This window comes from Streptomyces luomodiensis (assembly GCF_031679605.1).
Classification (GTDB): Bacteria; Actinomycetota; Actinomycetes; order Streptomycetales; family Streptomycetaceae; genus Streptomyces; species Streptomyces luomodiensis.
The window spans coordinates 5,950,049-5,967,942 of the sequence record NZ_CP117522.1 but is presented as its reverse complement, the minus strand read 5'-3'; the positions used below and the strand labels follow the sequence as shown (position 1 = coordinate 5,967,942).

The following is a 17,894-nucleotide window of genomic DNA, read 5'->3' as shown; positions in this document are numbered from 1 at the left end:
GGCAGTTCCCTTCGGCGCATGATGGTTGCTTCGTGCGTCGAGGGACCGGTCGTTCATCCCGCTGAGCGGCCTGGCCGCGGGCCCCGCGCACGGCAACCATTCAGCCAGCGGCAGCCGCCCGGCACATCGCTCGATGGCGGGCTTCCCACGAACGCCCGGTCATTCGAAGGAATGACGAGGAATGACGAGGATGACAACGAGGGCGCGGCAGCGCGCCGCCCCGTCCACCGCGCATGGTTTCAGGACAGCGTGTTCCTGGCCAGCACCGCCGCCTGCGCCCGGCTCTGGCAGCCGGTCTTCGCGAGCATGCGGCTGACGTGCGTCTTCACCGTGTGCAGGCTCACCACGAGCCGGTCGGCGATCTCGGCGTTGCTCAGCCCGTCCCCGACCAGCCGCAGCACGTCGCGCTCCCGCTCGGTGAGGTCCCTCAGCCGGGCCAGCTCGTGGTCGCTGGGCCGCTGCCGGCCGCTGAGATGCCCCTCGATGATCCGGCGGGTCACCGCCGGGCTCAGCGCGCTGTGTCCGGCCGCCGCCGCCCGCACCGCCCCGGTCAGCTCCTCGTACGAACTGTTCTTCAGCAGGAATCCGGACGCCCCGGCGGCCAGCGCGTCGTCGACGTACTCGTCCAGGTCGAACGTCGTCAGCATGAGCACCTGGCTCCGTCCCGGTCCGAGGAGCCCCCGGCGGCTCAGCTCGGCCAGCGCCCACAGCCCGTTCCGGCGCGGCATGCGGATGTCCATCAGCAGTACGTCCGGCCTCAGCCGCGCGCACGCCTCGACGGCCCCCTCGCCGTCCTCCGCGGTGCCCGCCACGGTGAGATCGGCCTGACTGTCCAGGATCGCGCTCAGGCCGGCGCGGATGACCGGCTCGTCGTCCACCACGAGCACGCTGATCTGCTCAGGCATCGGCGTTCTCCCACGGCATCGTGGCCACGACGCGGAAACCGCCGTCGCCGGTCGGTCCGGCGGTGAGTTCTCCGCCCAGCGCGTCCACCCGTTCGCGCATGCTGACCAGGCCGAGCCCGATCCCCGCGCCGGCCGTGCCGCGCCGCACCCCGCGGCTGTTCCACACCTCGCACCGCAGTCGGCCGGCCGTGCCGTCGACGGTGAGCCGGACCGGCGCCCCGGGTGCGTGCCGGCGGGCGTTGGCCAGTGCTTCCTGCACGATGCGGTACCCGGCCGTCCGCACCGGAGTGGGCAACGACTCCAGGGCGGTCTCCGTCGTCCCCATCCGCACCTCGATCGTTCCTCCCGCGGCGCGGTGGCTGTCCAGCAGCGCGTCCAGCTCACCGAGTCCGGGCACCGGTTGCAGGGGGGCCGCGTCCGCGGGATCGCGCAGCATACGCAGCAGATCACGCAGCTCACCACTGCTCTGCCGGCCCGCCGCCGCCAGCCCGTCGACCTGGGCACGGGCCCAGTCGGGCAGTTCGTCGCCGCGGGCCCGCAGGGTCTCGGCGTGCACGACGAGCAGGGTGAGCGAATGCGCGACCACGTCGTGCATCTCACGGGCGATCCGCGCCCGCTCCCGCTGGGTGGCCTGCGCCGCCTCCAGGAGCTGTGCGCGCCTCGCCTCGGCCGCCCGCTGCTCGGCCGCGGCGAGCAGCGCACGCCGGGTGCGGGAGCCGAAACCCATCGCCCAGGCCAGCGGCATCGGAGCCAGGACGGCGAGAACGTCCAGGCCGCCCCGGAACTCGCTGGCGCCGGCCGTCATCCGGTTCACCCACAGGCCGAGCAGCGCCATCACGACACCGCCGAGCAGCGCCGACACGGTACGTATCCAGCTCGTACCGCGGCTGCCCAGGTTGTAGAGCAGCACGGCGAGTGGCACGAAGACCAGCGGGGTCAGCTTGGCCCCCTCGCCCGCGCTCCCCACCAGCGCCGCCAAGAGCGCGCCGAAGCCGGTGACGAAGGCCGTCACCGGCACCCGCCGCCGCAGCACCAGAACCACCGCCGCCACCGCCTCGTACCCGATGAGCGACGACCACGCCGGCCCCGAGGTGTCGACGTACGGCTGCGACAGCAGCGGCGGCAGAACCGCCAGGGCGACCAAACCGGCATCAGCGCCCCACCTGGGCCACTTGCCGTCAACCACGTTCATCCGTCCGACACTATGCGCTCACGCACCGCTCCTCATCGCTCCAAAGAGCGACTCGCGCCGTCACCGACCGGTGTGCGTGCTGGGCCCAGTCAGTCTCAGGAACCGCCGTGGAGGACGGCGGGGATCGTTGTCAGTGGAGGCGGTTACTGTCCGGGCACTGGGGTGAACATCGGTGACCACCCCGCCTGCCGACTGAATGAGCATCTCGCCATGACTGATCTTTTCACCGTCTCCATCGACGCTGTCGAGGACTCGACCTTCCGCGGACGGGTGCATCTCATCAACCCGGATGCCTGGCAGGTCCCGAGCGAGCCCACGTTCCCCATGGCCCTGCTCGTGGACGCGTGGTTCCTGCTGACGAACGGACACCTGCACAACGACGACGACGGAGTGCCCCGTGGAGACCGGTACCCCTTCTCCGAGGAGCGGGGCAAGGAGATCGTCGCAGGCATGCGGCTGAAGGAGGAGTTCTCGGAGCTGTACGGCTTCCTCTTCGGCAAGAAGCTCCGGGTCGATGCGGACGGATATCTGCTGGGGGACGACGGCAGGACCGTGCTCGAACCCCGAACCCTGGCGAAAGACGTGTACGAGCTGGGCGGAGGTTCAGGACACGACGGAATATCCCACCTGGTGTGGACGAGGAACAACGGCGAAGCGTTCTCTCAACGGGCCGCTGATGTAGTGACCACCTACCGTTGCGGCACGGTCCGCAACGTACCGCTGTGGAGCGAGGTGGCGGCCTTGGAAGACGAGGACGAGCCCTGGGAGCCCGGGGAGTCGCGCGAGGAAATGGCGACGTGGGAGGACCCGGCCGACCTGGAGCACTGGAGGGTGTGGCGGCTGCTGGAAACCCGCTCATTCGACGAACGCCCCTACGTGGACATCGTGGTGACGGTCCGCCACCCGGCCTATCTTGAACACCTGACAGCTGGGATGCGCTGGTCAACGGCCCACACCGGCCGCGTGTAGCGCGGTCATCAACCCACGTCGTGAGGTCGCTCGCCCCGGACGCCGACGTGGTCAGGGCGCCGCGGTGTCGATGGACTTGGCCTTGAACTTGCCGGCGGCTGGAGCGTGGCCTCGGAAGCAACGATCTGCCAAGGATCGATCCGGGCAGGGATGGCATGCTCCCGCCAGGTAGCCTTTGTCAACGGTAGATACGGAGCGGCTGCACCCAGATGCCTACTAAGACCGGAACCGGGGTGGTCCGTCACACGGTGCGGTGGATGTACGGATCGATCACGCGCGGCCTGGTTTTCTCCTGCGTTCTCCTGCTGCTGCTCACCTTGGGCTATCTGCGGTTGATGAACGCGATCGGCGGAAAGCCCTCGCACGGCTGCCCCAAGGCGGTCTCCGACATCAGCAAGTCCGCGTTGCCCGGCCGCTATACGGGGACGGGCGGTATGGAGATCCGCCTCGCTTCCTCCGGCTTCCGGGTGAAGAGCTGGCGTTACGGCGGCTACGAACATGGTGACGACAGCCTGGGCTCATTCGAGGGTTCTGGCACCTGGGAGTACGAGTCGCGTAGCGGTGCCGAGGGCATGCAGATCAGGCTGGACTTCTTCGAGGGGCCCGAGCCCGGGAATCCGGACCCGATCGCCTTCCTGACCGTGGGAGGTGATCGTGCCCGCCCGGTGCTGTTCGACGACGTGGATCCGGATGTGTGTCCCGACATCGTGCTGACGAGAGGCGATGGAGGATGACCGGCCTTCCCACCGCCTCCGCGCTGCCCCGTCACCGTCTCGGTGCAGGTCGTGGTCGCGGTGGCCGTAGGGGCGGCGGCTGGCCCATGGGGGTGTGGGCCAGGGCGTCGGGCGGTCAGCGGTAGTAGCAGCCGCTGTCGAGGTCCTCGGCCAGGGTGGGGCCGCTGGGGGTCCAGCCGAGGAGGGTGCGGGTGGTGTCGCTGCTCGCGGCCATGTCGGTTCCGAAGAACCTGGTCAGCCAGCCGAAGTGGTCGCCGGCCCGGTCGGTCGGGATGGAGGTGATGGGCAGGTCGAGTCCGCGGCCGATGACCTCGGCTATGTCATGGGTGGGGATGCCGGTCTCGGCGACGGCGTGCAGGATGGTGCCGGCCGGGGCCTGCTTGTCGAGGGCGAGCCGGACGATGCGTCCGGCGTCGCCGCGGTGGATCGCCGCCCAGCGGTTGGTCCCGGCGTCGATGTAGCCCGCAAGGGTCTTGGCGCGGGCCGTGGCCACCAGTCCGGCCATGAATCCCTGGTCGCCGTCGCCGTGCACGGTGGGGGCGAAGCGCACGACGATCGTGTTGACGCCCTTGGGCACGAAGTCGAGCGCGAGGTTCTCGCTGCCGCCGCGGGCGGAATCGGGGCCGTGGAAGGGGGACGCGTCCTGCTCGGTGGCCACCCGGCCGGGGGTGAGGAAGGACAGGCCGGAGGCGAGGACGAACGGCCGGTGGGAGCCGGCGAGGGTGTCGCCGATGGTCTGTACGGCGTCTCGCTCGGCCTTGTTGGTCACGGCCGGGTTGGCCCAGTCGTGCTTGTTGGCGAGGTGGACGACGGCGTCGGCCTCGGCGGCGCCGGTGCGGAGGCTGTCGAGGTGGTCGAGGTCGCCGCGCAGCGCCTGGGCGCCCTTGGCCTCGAGCGCGGTGGCGGAGGCGTCGGAGCGGGCGAGGCCGGTGACCTTGTGTCCGGCGTGGAGCAACTGGTCGACGGCGGCGGAGCCGATCCAGCCGGTCGCTCCGGTGACGAATACGTGCATCTTCCTGCTCTTTCGTAGAGGTACCGGGTCTACCGGGTCCTGGTAGCGGGCGGTGGCCCGGTCGCGTGGCTCAGAGGCGGCAGCTGATCTCCATGCCGTCCTCGATGGGGAACGTCACGTTGTGGTAGCCGTTCGAGGGGTCGCGTACGTACTCGAGGTACGGCCGCAGCAGGCCCTGGCCCTGGTCGACGTCGTCGGCGACGACGAGGCTGCCGGACCGCAGCCGCGGTTCGAGCAGCCGCAGCACGGGCAGGCACAGGTCCTTCCAGCCGTCGAGCAGAACGATGTCCAGGGGACCTTCGACGGCGGCGAGGGTCTCCCGGGCGTCCCCTTCGAGCACGGTGATCAGGTCGTCCAGCCCGGTCTCGGTGAAGGTCTCACGGGCTGACGCGATCTTGTCCTTGCTCATCTCCGTGGTGATGACGCGGCCGGTGCCGTTGTCCCGCACGGCGGCGGCCAGGTGGAGCGTGGAGATGCCGAAGGACATGCCGAACTCGACGACCGTGGCCGGGCGGACGGCGCGGACCAGGTTGTAGAGCAGCTTCCCGCCCTCGGCGGAGATCGGCATGTAGATCTCGGCCGCGGCGTCGGCGAGCTCCTGATGGGTCCTCGTCCCGGGCGTCGGATCCCCCAGTCGCGAGGCGATGGCCCCGTCCTGCTCCGCCTGTTCGAACATCCGGCTGAGAGCCGCCTCGACCCGGGGGTCGGCAAGGGTGTGAGTGATTGCCATGACCAGTAGAGTAGACGCAACGTTGCGTCTTGTCTAGCGAGGATGATGCGCGCCATGCGCGAACGGCCGCGGCCCCTCGGGAGCGTTCTCCCGAGGGGCCGCGGACGGACGGATCCGGCGTCAGGCGCGGTAGCCCGTCACCTCGCCGATCCACCTCATGAAGTCACCCGGGTCCTGGTTGGCCCCGTGCCCGGCGTCCCAGTACATCAGGGCGTTGACGTCGTCGCCGAGGTTCTCCAGACCGGCCGCCAGGTTGCCCACGACCGTGAGCGAGGTGTCGGTGTCGCTGGTGCCGACGCGGAGCCACCAGTGCCGCGCCCGGCCGGGGTTGGCCTGCCCGATGAAGTGCATCGGGTTCATCAGGTCGAGTTTGACGGGCAGATCGCGGTCGAGCCGCGCGCCGGTGTCGCCGCTGGTGTGCCGCAGGCTGTACGGCGTGAAGTGGCGGGCCTTGGTGGTCCCCTGGCCGAAGAGGTTGTTCTCGGGCGCGGAGAGGTCGAAGGAGTCGAACGCCGGTACGTTCTTCTTGCGCCCCACATGGCCGAGGAAGTCCGCCCACGCGAACGTCGCCCGGCCGCCGGACCAGGTGATCCAGGTGTGGTCGGCGAGGTAGGCGGCACGGTCCGCGTCCGGCAGCGCCGTGAGATACCGGGTGGCCGCCGGCTGGAGGTAGGTCTTCAGCAGGTAGTCGTCGTAGGTGCGCGCCGTGAGGGGGCCGAAGCCCTTCTCCCCCCGCAGCCGCAAGGACGCCTGGTAGTCGGCGAACGCGGCGCTCACCTGCTTGGAGACGGTCTGGTCGACGACCTCGCCGGAGCTCAGTTCGCTGCCGCCGAACATCCACTCGTACGCCATGTCGGCGTGTTCGAGGTCGGCGATGGGACACCAGCCGCCGGCGGCGAAGATGGCGTCGCCGGCGTCGGCCGCGCCGATCTCCCTCAGGTACGCGTCGTACCGGGGGCTGTCCCCGGACGCGCCGAGCAGCGCGGACAGCGCGCCCCCGGCGCTGGTGCCGGAGGAGACGATCCGGTCGGTGTTCCCGGGGACGCGGCCCTCGTTGTGGCGCAGGTACCGCACGGCGGCCTTCAGGTCCACGATGGCGGCGGGCGCCACGCCGTAGTACGTACCGTCCGACGCCACGAGGTCACGGCCCCGCGCCCCCGGCTCCACCACGACGTACCCCGACGCCAGTCCGTAGTCCGCGTTGCCGGCCATCCCGCCCGGCGTCCCAGGACCGCCGGGGCCGCCGGGGCCGCCCGGTCCGCCGCCGCCCTCGTCCGTCACCGACGACGACATATAGCCGCCGATCCGGTTGGCCAGCAGGATCGGGGCGTGGGTGGCGTCGACGGCCTTGCCGTCGATCTCGACGGGCACGCTGACGTTCAGGCTCTGGTACTTCGTGTCCACGGGCTTGGCGACATAGACGACGCCTTTGTAGAGGCGGTAGGTCACCTGCTTGTCGCCGTCGTCGGTGGACACGGTCTTCGTCTCGGCGGTGTAGGCGTCCTTGTCGAACGCCAACGGGTCCGAGCCGGCCGAACCCGCCGCCGCCGCGCTGTATCCCCCGCCGATGGCGGGTGTCGCGGCGGCCGCGGCGAGTCCCATGACCATGGTCCTGCGCTTCACGGAAGTCTCCTCACATGGCGCGCGCTCCTGTTGAGTTGTGGCGCATGTGAACGTAGAGCCCTGGCCGCGAAATCGTCAACGATCCTGTCGGCTTTATCGTGGACACGGCCTCACCGTGGACGGCTTCACCTGTCCCCGACCCGACCCAGCCAGTCGATCAGCAGCCGGTTGATCTCCTCGGGGCGCTCCTGCTGGATCCAGTGGCCGCAGTCCTCGAGGATGTGCGAGCCGACGAGACCGGGCAGCGTGCTGGGGTACGCCTTGATCGCGTCGCCCATCCAGGTGGTGGAGGCGTCCCGGCCGCCGCCGATGAACAGCGACGGCTGGGTGATCGGCGCGCCGTCGAACTCGGCCAGCTCTTCCCAGTCCCGGTCCATGTTCCGGTAGCGGCTCAGCGCCCCGCGCAGTCCGGTCCGCTCGAACTCGCCCGCGTAGACATCGAGGTCCCGCTCGCTCAGCCAGGCCGGCCGCCCGGCCGGGAACCGGTCGCGCATCGTGCCGCCGCGGGCGATGAAATGCGGGTCGGGCAGGTCGGGCGCGGGCATGGTGTCGGCGGACAGCGCGGCGTAGATGCCCGCGAGCCAGCCACGGACATCGGGCTCGATCTCCGCCTCGGCCCGGCCCGGCTCCTGGAAGTAGGAGACGTAGAACTCCTCCTCCCCGCCCATTCCGGTGAAGACCTCACTGGGCCTCGGGCCACCGCGCGGGGCGTACGGCACGCTCAGCAGGCCGACCGCACGGAACACATCCGGCCGTACGAGCGCCGAGGTGGCGGCGATGTTCGCGCCCCAGTCGTGCCCGACCAGTACGGCGGTTTCCTCGCCCAGCGCCTCCACCACGGCGACGTTGTCCGCCACCAGCTCGCGCATCCGGTAGGCGTCCACCGCCTCGGGGCGGGACGAACGCCCGTAGCCGCGGACGTCGATGGCGGCCACCCGGTACCCGGCCGAGGCCAGGGCCGGCATCTGGTGGCGCCACGAGTACCAGGACTCCGGGAATCCGTGGACGAGCAGCACCAGTGGTCCCGCACCCTGCTCCACCAGGTGGATGCGGCCGGCGGGTGAGGGCACCAGGCGGTGGGTGGGGTCGGTCGTGGGCGGGTGCGACATGGCTCTCTCCGGGGGCGTCGACCAGGGGCAACAGCGTCGATCATGCCGCCTGGTCCACGGCGGGAACGACGTCTGTTGCCGGTTCGGCAAACCGGGCCCGCGAGCCGTCCCGCCCCGTCACCCGTTCCGCCGCGCTGGCGGGCGGGTGCACGGCCGTACGCCCAGGATGGTCCTCGCAAGGTGCCCCCCGTCCCGGAGGTGGAAGGCCATGCCCACGTTTGTCACGCTGCTGAACTGGACCGAGCAGGGAGTCCGCGACTACAAGGACACCGTGCGGCGGTCCGAGGCATTCGCCGCCGGGCTCCAGAAGCTCGGGGCGAAGCTCCGGGACATCTACTGGACCGTGGGCCCGTACGACCTCGTGGCCGTCATCGAGGCCCCCGACGCCGAAACCGTCACCGCGTCGCTCCTCCAGCTCGCCGGGGCGGGCAACGTCCGGTCCACGACCCTGCCGGCTTTCGGCCGGGAGGAGATCGACCGCATCGTCGCCAAGGCCACCGGCTGAGCCACCTCACCTCGCGCCACCTCACGTCCCGTCGCGTCACCTCACGTCAGGGAGCGCAGCGCGCCCGCCAGCCGGGCCACTATCTCGGTGAGCACCTCCGGTGTGGTGGCGAAGTTGAGACGTACGAACCCCTCCCCCGGCGGACCGCAGCTGCCCCCGTCGGTGAGGGTGACCGCGGCCCGCTCGGCGAAGAACTCCGCGAGGTCGGCCGCCGGCGGCCGGTGGCCGCGGAAGTCGAGCCAGCCGAGGAAGGTGCCCTCGGGCGGCTGGTAGCGCACGGTCGGCAGCCGCTCGTCCAGCAGCTCGCCCAGCAGACGCCGGTTCCGGTCGAGCCGGGCGAGCAGCTCGTCCAGCCAGGGGCCGCCCTCCCGGTAGGCCGTCGTCGCGGCGATCATGCCCAGGGTGGCGGTGCCGTCGGTGTCCAGCCGCCCCAGCGCGTCCCAGCGCCGCCGGTCCGCGTCATTGCTGAGCAGCACCTGGGCGCATTTCAGCCCGGCCAGGTTCCACGCCTTCGAGGCCGAGGTGGCCGTGATGGCGTGGGCCGCGGCCGCGTCCGAGGTGGAGGCGTACGGCACATGGCGGGCGCCCGCGTAGACCAGCGGCGCGTGCACCTCGTCGGCGAACACCCGGCCGCCGTGCCGTTCGACGACCTCGCTGATCGCGACCAGTTCGGCGGCCTCCATGACGCGGCCGACCGGGTTGTGCGGGTTGCAGAGCACGAGCATGTGGCCGCCGGCCGCGTACGCGCGCTCCAGGGCGTCGAGGTCATAGCCGTACCGGCCGCCGGAGCGGACCAGCTCGACCTGGTACACCTGCCGCCCCAGCAGCCGCGGGACCAGCAGGAACGGCGCATAGGCCGGTACCGGGACGATCACCGGTGAGCCGGGCCGGGAGAAGCGGGCGATGGCCACGTGCAGGGCCCGGATGACGTCGGGCAGCGGCCGGACGTCCTCCGGTGCCACCGCCCACCCGTATCTCTCCCGCTGCCAGGCGGCGCACGCCGCGGCCAGTTCGGCCGACAGGACCGGCGTCGGGTAGCCGGTCATGTTCCGCTCGATCGCGTCCCGCAACGCCCCGGTGACGGCCGGCGCGGTCCCGAAGTCGGTTTCCGCGACGCATGCCGCGAGCCGGTCCGGTCCGGCCAGCGCCCATTTGAGCTGGCCGAGTTCGCGGAGCGACTCGACGGTGACGCGGTCGACGTCGAGCGAGGGCCGTGCCGTCACCGGGGCACCACTTGTCAGTGTGTTCACCGCACTCGTCATTCGGTCAGTACGTGCTGGCCGGCCGCCATGGCCTCTTCCCAGTTCTGTCCGTCGAACTCGACGTATTCGATGTTGACGGCCTGGTCGAGGTCGAGGCAGCGCGCGTTGACGCTGAAATAGCCGGTCGGGTGCGAACGCGGACGGTAGAACGGCATGATTCCGCAGACCGCGCAGAATGTGTGGTCGGCGATGCAGTTGCCGAAACGGTAGGGCTTCAGATACTGCTGCCCCTCGTGCAGGGTGAACCGCTCCTCGGGCACCATCAGCTCCTGGTGTCCCGATTTGAAGCAGATACCGCAGTTGCACAGGGTGATGGTCAGGTTGCGGCTGGCCGCCGCGGAGAATTTCACCCCGCCGCAGTGGCAGCTCCCGTCGTACCAGACGCGTTCGACGGCCTCGGTTTCCGCACGTGGTTCAGCAGAGCCTGGTTGTTCAGAGCGTGGTTCATCAGACATCGTGACGACTCCTTCCTGGACGATGCCCGGCTTGGGTTCAGGAGCCGACCGGGACGTGCTCGCGTTCGCTGTCCAGATCCAGCAACGGGAGATCGGCCGACATGGGCAGGGACCGGTGTGCCGTCATGGAGTCGTACGGATAGGAGACATGTCCCTTCAGGGCCGGCCGCCTGGTGAAGAAAATCAGCATGTCCCGGTCCGCGGGCTGGTCGGGGTCGATGGTGTACACGGGAGAGACGCTGTGCTTGCGCTCGTGGTCCACCAGGAGCAGGGTGTCCAGGAAATCGCCGTGCCGTGCGGTGCCCACGACCAGTTCCGGCGACGTTTCGTTCCAGCGCACGGCGTTCTTCTCACGCATGTCGTGAATGAAGGTCGTCGCGCTGTCGTCGGTCATGTTGCTGCACCCCAGGAAGGTGGTCATGGTGTGGTCCACACCGTCGCTGTGCACGCCTTCGAGGGCGGGTTCGCCCAGCAGACTGACATCCGTGGTGGTGCGGATGTTGAACAGGGTGCATATCCACTGGGCGGAGTCGTACGCCAGCAGCGGCCGGTGCACCGTGTCCATGCCGTGGATGAGGAGGAACTTCAGCGCGAAGAGGGCGTGCAGCGCCGGGTTCAGCGCCAGGTCGTTCTGGATTTCATGGAAGCGCCGCAACTCACCGGAGTCGTGACGGACGAAGTCCTCCTCACTGGAGAGGACGAAGGGCTGGGATTCGAGACGGGACACCCGCCGGCTGCCGCTGTCCAGACAAAAACGGCCGTTCTGGGTCTTCCGGAACGGCAGGGTGGGGTCGTCCTTCAGCGATTCACTCGCCGTCCGGAGCTTCTCGACGTCCTCCGGACTCGCTCCGAGAAATGTCAGGAGTTCCTTCATCTGACGGCCGGGTATGAAGACTGACCGGTCGTGAACGTATCGCTTCTTGATGTCCGCCAGTACGGAGATCGCGGAATCTTGCTGCGCTGATTTCACCGAGCCTCCTTGACCGCGTTGCGCACATGCGGTGCTGCTTACGTTTTCTGTTCCCCCATACCTGTGACCGCCGCGGCTCATACCGGGTCCACAACCGGGCGCGCGCGGGGTCGACCGGATGACGGTGGGTGAATTTACGCCGACTCGTCAACGCCTTCTACCGTGGTCCGCCGCGGTCGAAAATGTCAAGGTCGGCCCTCCGCTTCTTTTCGGTCCGGGTTTCGCGCGAGGCGTGTCATCCGTCGTTGACAACGCGTCGACAACTTATTCATAAGCCGTCGATGGACGCCCTGATACGTTGCCACGGCGACATCAGCAGAATTCGTTCCCGCGAACCGAACCGAAGGATGACGTGGATAATTACAACCGTGCCGCGATCGGCTTCGAAGAGGGCAGGAACAGCGACGCCCACTGGTTCAACGACCTGACCCGGTCGCGTTTCGCGGGGCCGGTCTCGGCCCAGCACCGGTTCCTGTCCCGGGATGTCTCGCCGGAAACGCTCGCGGTGCACGCGGGCACCTACCAGGACCCGATCACGGGCAGCGTCGGCACGCCGATCTTCCAGACCAGCACCTTCCTGCTGGACGAGAGCAGTTACGCGGCCTTCTCCGACGGAGCGATCCGGGACGTCCCGATCTACACCCGTTACGGCAATCCGACGCAGTGGTCGGTGCAGGAGAAGATCGCCGCGCTGGAGGGCACCCGGAGCAGCGTCGTGACCTCCTCCGGGATGAGCGCGATAGCGAGCACGATCTACGCCCTGACGAACGCCGGAAGCCACATCATCTCGGCGTACGACGTGTACGGCGGAACGTACAACCTGCTGCACGAGGACATGCCCTCCGCCGGGCGGGAGGTGTCCTTCGTCGACCCCACCGATCTCGACGCGATCCGGGCCGCGGTGCGGCCGGAGACCCAGCTGCTGTTCTTCGAGACGCTGACCAATCCGCTGCTCAAGGCCCCGCCGATCCGTGAGATCGCCCGTATCGCCGACGAGGCGAACGCCCTGCTGGTGGTGGACAACACCTTCCTCACCCCGGTGAACATGCGTCCGCTGGATCTGGGCGCGCACATCGTCGTGCACAGCGCGACCAAGTACCTGGGCGGCCACAGCGATCTGACGGCGGGCGCGGTCGTGGGACGGCGCAAGTTCCTGGACCGCATCTGGACGCAGGTGCTCCGGTTCGGCGGCACGCTGGAACCGCTGGCCTGCTTCCTGCTGGAGCGCGGCCTCAAGACCCTGCCGCTGCGGATCAGGGCGCAGAACGACAACGCGCGGGAGATCGCCCGGTTCCTGGCCGGCCATGAGCGGGTGGCCGCCGTCCACCACCCGGATCTCGGTGGTGACCGCTACGCCGGCCTGGCACGCGAGGACTACCGCGGCTACGGCGGCATGGTCAGCTTCGAGGTGCGCGGCGGTGACAAGGCGGCCCTGGACTTCATGTCCCGGCTGACGATCCCCCACGTCGCCACCAGCCTCGGCGGGGTCGAGTCGCTGGTGAGCATGCCGAGCAACACCTCGCACAGCTCGCTCACGTCCCGGCAGCGGTCGCTGATCGGCATCCACCCCGGGCTCGTGCGGTTCTCGGCGGGGATCGAGAACGCGGCTGACCTGATCCGTGACCTGGGCAGCGCGCTCGACGCGACCGGCCTCGACGCGACCGACGAGGAGCAGCAGCGATGAGGAACAGCTTCAACACCGCCGGATTCAGCGAGGTCGTGCACGAGATACGGCACGACCCGGCGGAGGCGGCCTACGTCTACACGGCGAGGGCGAAGTGGTCACCGCGGCGCGGACTGTCCGCCTGGATCGCACCGGCCCTGCTGGGCACGGTCAAGTCGGCGCGGAGTTTCCGCTTCGAGGTCGACGACAGCGCGGGCGACGACCCGTGCGGCGGGGCGTCGCCGATGGACTTCGCCCTCACCGGCATCGGGTCCTGCGCGCTGACCACGCTGGTCGGCGGTGGCAGTGCGCGCGGCGTGGAGTTCGACGGCGTGGAGATGCTGATCGACTACGACCACCCGGCGGAGCCGGTGCGGTGTCGCATCGACATGGACGGCAGTGCGGACGATCAGGTCCTCGCGGAACTGGTCGAGCAGATGCGCAACTTCAGCCCCAACTGCACCACGCTGACGCATCCGGTGGCGGTGGAGCTGGTCCGCGCCTCCGGCCCGGCCGGCCAGCCGACGGACGCCCCGGACACCCCGGAGGCCCCAGCCGTACCGGACGCCCCGGAGGCCGTGGCCGCCGGTCCGGCGGCGAGCTGCCGGGTGCGCTGGGTGAGCAGCACCCAGCTGGAGGCGAAGGCCGTGGGCTCCGACGGCCCGGCGCTGCGGGTCGACGCGCCGAAGCAGCTGACCGGCGTCGACTGGGGGCCGAACCCGCAGGAGTACCTGCTGATGGGGCTGGCCGCGGACGTCGCGGCGCACCTGGGGCGGCTGTCGGCCGGACTGACCGGTGAGCGGCATGTGTGGGAGGTCTCCGCACAGGCGCGGGAGGACGTGCGGGGACTGCTCCAGTCGGACGCGGACGCCGTCGTTCCGCTCCAGGACGTCATCTGCACGGTGTTCCCGCCCGCCAAGCTGGCGTCCGAGCACGGCGTCGGCGAGGTCGTGATGAACGCCTTCGCCGCTTCGGCGGTCCGGGACCTGATCTCACGGCCGCACATCGCGGACATTTCGCTGGTGACCGGCGGCCGGTAGCCGCGCCGGACGGGCGAGGTGCGGGCCGGGCGGGCGCGCCGGAAAGTCGATTTCAAGGATTGGTTTGGCGATGAACCGAAGTGACTGCACCAAGGTCCTGGCCATTGGCGGCGGACCCGCCAACCTGAGTCTCGCGGCGCTGGCCGACCCGATCGGCGATGTCCAGGTCAGCGTCGTGGAATCCCGCAAGTCCGTCGCATGGCACCCCGGATTGCTGTGGTGCGGTTCGAGGTTGCAGGCCAGCGCGGCCAAGGACCTGGTCAGCCAGGTCGATCCGCGATCCCGCTTCAGCTTCATGAACTTCCTGCACGAGCACGGCCGGCTCTACCGGCACCTCATCGCCAGCAGCGACTATGTGAGCAGGCAGGAGTTCGACCAGTACTTCGCCTGGGCCGCGCAGCTGCTGCGGGTCTGTCTCGACGAGGCGGTCCTGTCGGTGGACCACGACGGCCGCCGGTTCGTGGTGCGCACCACCCGGGGTGCGCGGATGGCCGAGAGCATCGTCCTCGGCGTCGGGCAGGCCCCGTACGTGCCGGAGTGCGCGCGCGACATCAACAGCCCGCGCCTGTGGCACGCCTCCCAGCACCTGGACCGCGGACTGCCGGTCGACGGCAAGGACGTCCTGCTGGTGGGCGGCGGGCAGAGCGCGGGCGAGGTGGCGCTGGACCTGCTGTCCGGCCGGACCGGCCGGCCGCGCAGGTTCACCTGGGTGACCGGCGGCTCCGGCCTGGTGCCGCTGGACGATTCGCCGTTCAGCAACGAATGGTTCAACCCGAGGTTCGTGGAGTACTTCCGCGAACTGCCCGCCGAGCACCGTGCCGGGCTGCTGGACCGGCAGCGTTCGGCCACCACCGGGATCACCGGCGAACTCCTCGCCCAGATCTACCGCCGGCTGTACGAACTGGACTATCTGACCCGCAGCGGGCTCAGCCACGAAGTGCTCGCCGGCGCACGCCTGACCGGCCTGTCCGAGACACCGGACCACTTCCGTGCCGCCCTGCTGGACACGGTCACCGGGACCACCCGCGAGTCGATGTGCGACCTCGTGGTGCTGGCCACCGGCTACCGGTCCCGGCTGCCCGAGTTCATGGCGCCGCTGCGGGACCGGATGCCGGTGGCCGGGGACGCGTACGAGACGGGCAGCGACTACCGGGTGCACTGGGACGGGCCCGACGCGAACCGGATCTACGTGCAGAACGCGGCACAGCACAGCCATGGAGTGGCGGACTCGACGCTCGGACTCGCGGGCTGGCGCAGCGCCGTGATCATCAACAGCCTGCTCGATCACGAGCACTACCGGCTCAAGGCCGACGACATCACGGTCTCCCTCGACCGGAGCGCGCCGATCGGCACCGGACCCGGCCCGGACCTCCACGGGTCCCGCCGGGTGGAAGGAGGCGTGGCCCGGTGAGCGTGGGTACGCGGATCGCCCGTGGCAGCCGGCCCTATCGCGAGGTGCTCGCGATTCCGGGGGTGGCGCGGTCGATCCTGTTGATGTTCGTGGCGCGCCTCCCGACGGCCGCCATGAGCCTGACCCTGACCCTCCATGTGGTCACCCGGCTCGACCGCGGCTACATCGACGCCGGGTTCGTCGCCACCATGAGCACCATCGGCACCATGCTGGGCGCGCCCCTGGTCGGGGCGGCGCTGGACCGGTACGGCCTGCGTCCCGTCGTCGCGGTGTGCGGCACGGTGGCGACCGCGTACTGGATCGGCGCCCCCTGGCTGCCGTATCCGGCGCTGGTGGCCGCCGCGTTCCCGGCCGGCGCGCTGGTGGTGCCCGCGAACTCGATCGCGCGCCAGGTGCTCAGCGCGGCCGTGCCGGCGGAGCGGCAGCGCACCGCGTTTTCCCTGGACAGCATCATGGTCGAGGCGTCCTTCATCATCGGGCCCGCGATCGTGGTCTACTGCGCCGCGCGGTACTCCAGCACGGCCGCGATGACGGCGATCGGCGCGGTCATCGCCGCGGTGGTGGCGGCCCTGCTGGTGCAGAACCCGCCGCTGCGGGCCGGTGACGGGAAGCCCGGTCGCCCCGGGCTCCGGGTGGGCGGCTTCGGCGGCGTCCTCAGCCGCGGTCTGGCGGGCACGCTGCTGATCACTGTCGGGGCGCTGTTCGCGCTCGGCGGCACCGAACTGGCCCTGGTGGCCTCGCTGTCCTCCATCGACCAGGCCCAGTGGTCCGGTGTGGTGCTGGCGATGCTCGCCGTGGCGTCGATCGCCGGCGGCCTGGTGCACGGCGCGGTGCGGCGGTCGTTGCCGCAGCTGGCGTTGGTGACCCTGCTCGCCGGGCTCATCGTCCCGGCGGCGCTGGTCGTCGGGCAGCCGTGGTGGCTGCTGGGTCTGGCGCTGATGCCGATGCAGCTGGTCTGCGCGCCGACGCTGGCCGCCACCACGGAGAACGTCAGCCACCGGGCGCCGGCCCACGCCCTCGGTATGGCGATGGGCCTCCAGGACGCGGCGACCCGGCTGGGGATCGCGCTGGCCTCGCCGGTGATCGGCTTCGTCATCGACCACCACACTCCCGGCTGGGGCCTGGCCGCGTCGGGTCTGGGCGGCCTGCTGTTCGCACTGGCCGCCGCCGTTGTGCTGCGGGCCGCTCCGGCACGCACCGGGCCGGTGCCCGAAGCCGGCCTCAATCACTCATGAACCCTCAATCACTCGACAAGGTTTTGAACCGGCTTTCGTGATGGAGATGACCGTGAACACTTCGATTGATGCCGGGGCCTGGACGGAAGCGGCCCGAATCTACAACTCCGCCGTGGCCGCCTGGGCCATCGGCGCCGCATGGGAACTGGGCGCGCTGGACGAACTCCACGAGAACGGCGTTCTCGACGCGGAGGAATTCGCCGCCCGTCAGGAACTGGACGCGCCCGCCACGCTCGCCATGTTCCGCGCACTGTCCGCCGCGGGCGTGGTGCGTCGCGAGGAGAACAAGGTGACGCCCACCGACACCTTCCCCGAGATCTACCAGACCCGGTCGCTGTTCCACTGGCTGGTCCGGGGCAGCGCGGAACTCTTCCGCCAGATGCCGTCCGTGCTCCAGCGGAAGAACCGGGTCGGCCAGTTCTACCAGCGCGACGCCGCGGCGATCGCGGTCGCCTGCCGCGAGATCAGCACCTTCTGCTACGACCCCTGGTTCTACGCGGCCCTGGACGACCTCGACTTCGACCTGCGGCAAGTGACCGACCTGGGCTGCGGCAGCGGCGAGCGGCTCCAGCAGATCCTGCGCCGGTACCCGGCGGCCAAGGGGCTCGGTATCGACATCGCGCCCGCCGCCGTGCGGGTGGCCGAGCAGAGCGCCGCGGAGGCCGGACTGACCGACCGGCTGTCGTTCGTCGAGGCCGACATGCTGAGCATGGCCCCGCGCCCGGAATTCGCCGAGGTGGAGCTGTTGACCTGCTTCATGGCCGGCCATGACTTCTGGCCGCGGGAACAGTGCGTCGCCACGCTCTCCCGGCTGCGCGACCTCTTCCCGAACGCGCGGCGATTCCTGCTCGGCGACGCCACGCGCACGGTCGGTGTGCCGGATCAGGAATTGCGGGTGTTCACCCTCGGATTCGAGGTGGCGCACGACTTGATGGGGGATTTCCTGCCGACCGCGCAGGACTGGGAATCGGTTTTCGAGGAGGGCGGCTGGCGGCTGCGCCGCAAGCATTCCATCGACATGGTGGCCAGCGAGGTCATTTTCGAACTCGAACGTCGATGACCGACAACGAGCGTATGGA

17 protein-coding genes are annotated in these 17,894 nt (G+C 70.0%); 8 read left to right on the top strand and 9 right to left on the bottom strand.

Annotated elements, in window-relative coordinates; genetic code table 11:
• Positions 1 to 239: 239 nt before the first annotated feature.
• Together PS467_RS24990 and PS467_RS24985 are read right to left on the bottom strand one after the other, a co-directional pair.
• Entirely contained in the window at positions 240 to 905 is a 666-nt protein-coding gene (locus PS467_RS24990; protein WP_311037111.1) for a response regulator, read from the bottom strand.
• The gene (locus PS467_RS24985) at positions 898 to 2,097 is read right to left on the bottom strand and encodes a sensor histidine kinase (protein WP_311037110.1); all 1,200 of its coding nucleotides are present in this window, start codon (positions 2,095 to 2,097) and stop codon (positions 898 to 900) included. Before PS467_RS24985 ends, PS467_RS24990 begins: the two co-directional genes overlap by 8 nt.
• Positions 2,098 to 2,307: 210 nt before the next feature.
• Between PS467_RS24985 and PS467_RS24980 the strand changes: the two genes are divergently transcribed.
• Entirely contained in the window at positions 2,308 to 3,066 is a 759-nt protein-coding gene (locus PS467_RS24980; protein ID WP_311037109.1) for a hypothetical protein, read from the top strand.
• A 257-nt stretch (positions 3,067 to 3,323) separates the two neighbouring features.
• Positions 3,324 to 3,800: a hypothetical protein gene (locus PS467_RS24975; RefSeq protein WP_311037108.1), complete on the top strand. Its 477-nt coding sequence runs from the start codon at positions 3,324 to 3,326 to the stop codon at positions 3,798 to 3,800.
• Positions 3,801 to 3,915: 115 nt separating this feature from the next.
• On the opposite strand, the gene PS467_RS24970 is transcribed toward PS467_RS24975, so the two are convergent.
• The 4 genes from PS467_RS24970 to PS467_RS24955 form a co-directional block, all read right to left on the bottom strand.
• Positions 3,916 to 4,812, bottom strand: coding sequence for an SDR family oxidoreductase (locus tag PS467_RS24970; protein ID WP_311037107.1), 897 nt, complete (start codon positions 4,810 to 4,812; stop codon positions 3,916 to 3,918).
• 70 nt (positions 4,813 to 4,882) lie between these two features.
• Entirely contained in the window at positions 4,883 to 5,542 is a 660-nt protein-coding gene (locus tag PS467_RS24965; RefSeq protein ID WP_311037106.1) for an O-methyltransferase, read from the bottom strand.
• A 120-nt stretch (positions 5,543 to 5,662) separates the two neighbouring features.
• Entirely contained in the window at positions 5,663 to 7,144 is a 1,482-nt protein-coding gene (locus PS467_RS24960) for a subtype B tannase (protein ID WP_311039948.1), read from the bottom strand.
• Positions 7,145 to 7,290: 146 nt separating this feature from the next.
• On the bottom strand, positions 7,291 to 8,274 hold the full coding sequence (locus tag PS467_RS24955; RefSeq protein ID WP_311037105.1) for an alpha/beta fold hydrolase: 984 nt from the start codon (positions 8,272 to 8,274) through the stop codon (positions 7,291 to 7,293).
• Positions 8,275 to 8,482: 208 nt separating this feature from the next.
• On the opposite strand from PS467_RS24955, the gene PS467_RS24950 reads away from it, so the two are divergent.
• Entirely contained in the window at positions 8,483 to 8,779 is a 297-nt protein-coding gene (locus PS467_RS24950; RefSeq protein ID WP_311037104.1) for a GYD domain-containing protein, read from the top strand.
• A gap of 41 nt (positions 8,780 to 8,820) precedes the next feature.
• On the opposite strand, the gene PS467_RS24945 is transcribed toward PS467_RS24950, so the two are convergent.
• From PS467_RS24945 to PS467_RS24935, 3 genes are read right to left on the bottom strand one after another with little or no spacing between them, the layout of a single operon-like run.
• Positions 8,821 to 10,029 (bottom strand): MalY/PatB family protein, encoded by a 1,209-nt coding sequence (locus PS467_RS24945; RefSeq protein WP_311037103.1) that lies wholly within the window; start codon positions 10,027 to 10,029, stop codon positions 8,821 to 8,823.
• A gap of 8 nt (positions 10,030 to 10,037) precedes the next feature.
• On the bottom strand, positions 10,038 to 10,496 hold the full coding sequence (locus tag PS467_RS24940; RefSeq protein WP_311037102.1) for a GFA family protein: 459 nt from the start codon (positions 10,494 to 10,496) through the stop codon (positions 10,038 to 10,040).
• Positions 10,497 to 10,533: 37 nt separating this feature from the next.
• Positions 10,534 to 11,466: a 2OG-Fe dioxygenase family protein gene (locus PS467_RS24935; RefSeq protein WP_311037101.1), complete on the bottom strand. Its 933-nt coding sequence runs from the start codon at positions 11,464 to 11,466 to the stop codon at positions 10,534 to 10,536.
• Between the two features lie 352 nt (positions 11,467 to 11,818).
• Here PS467_RS24935 and PS467_RS24930 point away from each other — a divergent pair, with 352 nt between their 5' ends.
• The 5 genes from PS467_RS24930 (at position 11,819) to PS467_RS24910 (ending at position 17,875) form a co-directional block, all read left to right on the top strand.
• A complete protein-coding gene (locus PS467_RS24930; protein ID WP_268973903.1) occupies positions 11,819 to 13,150 on the top strand; it encodes a trans-sulfuration enzyme family protein in 1,332 nt (443 codons plus the stop codon).
• Positions 13,147 to 14,169: an OsmC family protein gene (locus tag PS467_RS24925; protein ID WP_311037100.1), complete on the top strand. Its 1,023-nt coding sequence runs from the start codon at positions 13,147 to 13,149 to the stop codon at positions 14,167 to 14,169. Before PS467_RS24930 ends, PS467_RS24925 begins: the two co-directional genes overlap by 4 nt.
• A 70-nt stretch (positions 14,170 to 14,239) precedes the next feature.
• Positions 14,240 to 15,580, top strand: a complete 1,341-nt coding sequence (locus tag PS467_RS24920) for a lysine N(6)-hydroxylase/L-ornithine N(5)-oxygenase family protein (protein WP_311037099.1) — start codon at positions 14,240 to 14,242, stop codon at positions 15,578 to 15,580.
• Complete coding sequence (locus tag PS467_RS24915; RefSeq protein ID WP_311037098.1) at positions 15,577 to 16,815, top strand: MFS transporter; 1,239 nt, start codon at positions 15,577 to 15,579, stop codon at positions 16,813 to 16,815. The genes PS467_RS24920 and PS467_RS24915 overlap by 4 nt, the downstream gene beginning before the upstream one ends.
• Positions 16,816 to 16,867: 52 nt before the next feature.
• Positions 16,868 to 17,875, top strand: a complete 1,008-nt coding sequence (locus tag PS467_RS24910; protein ID WP_311037097.1) for a class I SAM-dependent methyltransferase — start codon at positions 16,868 to 16,870, stop codon at positions 17,873 to 17,875.
• The last annotated feature ends 19 nt before the right edge of the window (positions 17,876 to 17,894 follow it).

Excerpts from the sequence above, each read along its gene's own strand:
- PS467_RS24960 (WP_311039948.1), bottom strand. The coding sequence starts at position 7,144 with ATGGGACTCGCCGCGGCCGCCGCGACACCCGCCATCGGCGGGGGATAC.
- PS467_RS24920 (WP_311037099.1), top strand. The coding sequence starts at position 14,240 with ATGAACCGAAGTGACTGCACCAAGGTCCTGGCCATTGGCGGCGGACCC.
- PS467_RS24940 (WP_311037102.1), bottom strand. The coding sequence starts at position 10,496 with ATGTCTGATGAACCACGCTCTGAACAACCAGGCTCTGCTGAACCACGT.
- PS467_RS24985 (WP_311037110.1), bottom strand. The coding sequence starts at position 2,097 with ATGAACGTGGTTGACGGCAAGTGGCCCAGGTGGGGCGCTGATGCCGGT.
- PS467_RS24975 (WP_311037108.1), top strand. The coding sequence starts at position 3,324 with ATGTACGGATCGATCACGCGCGGCCTGGTTTTCTCCTGCGTTCTCCTG.
- PS467_RS24965 (WP_311037106.1), bottom strand. The coding sequence starts at position 5,542 with ATGGCAATCACTCACACCCTTGCCGACCCCCGGGTCGAGGCGGCTCTC.
- PS467_RS24970 (WP_311037107.1), bottom strand. The coding sequence starts at position 4,812 with ATGCACGTATTCGTCACCGGAGCGACCGGCTGGATCGGCTCCGCCGCC.
- PS467_RS24990 (WP_311037111.1), bottom strand. The coding sequence starts at position 905 with ATGCCTGAGCAGATCAGCGTGCTCGTGGTGGACGACGAGCCGGTCATC.
- PS467_RS24955 (WP_311037105.1), bottom strand. The coding sequence starts at position 8,274 with ATGTCGCACCCGCCCACGACCGACCCCACCCACCGCCTGGTGCCCTCA.
- PS467_RS24925 (WP_311037100.1), top strand. The coding sequence starts at position 13,147 with ATGAGGAACAGCTTCAACACCGCCGGATTCAGCGAGGTCGTGCACGAG.
- PS467_RS24980 (WP_311037109.1), top strand. The coding sequence starts at position 2,308 with ATGACTGATCTTTTCACCGTCTCCATCGACGCTGTCGAGGACTCGACC.
- PS467_RS24950 (WP_311037104.1), top strand. The coding sequence starts at position 8,483 with ATGCCCACGTTTGTCACGCTGCTGAACTGGACCGAGCAGGGAGTCCGC.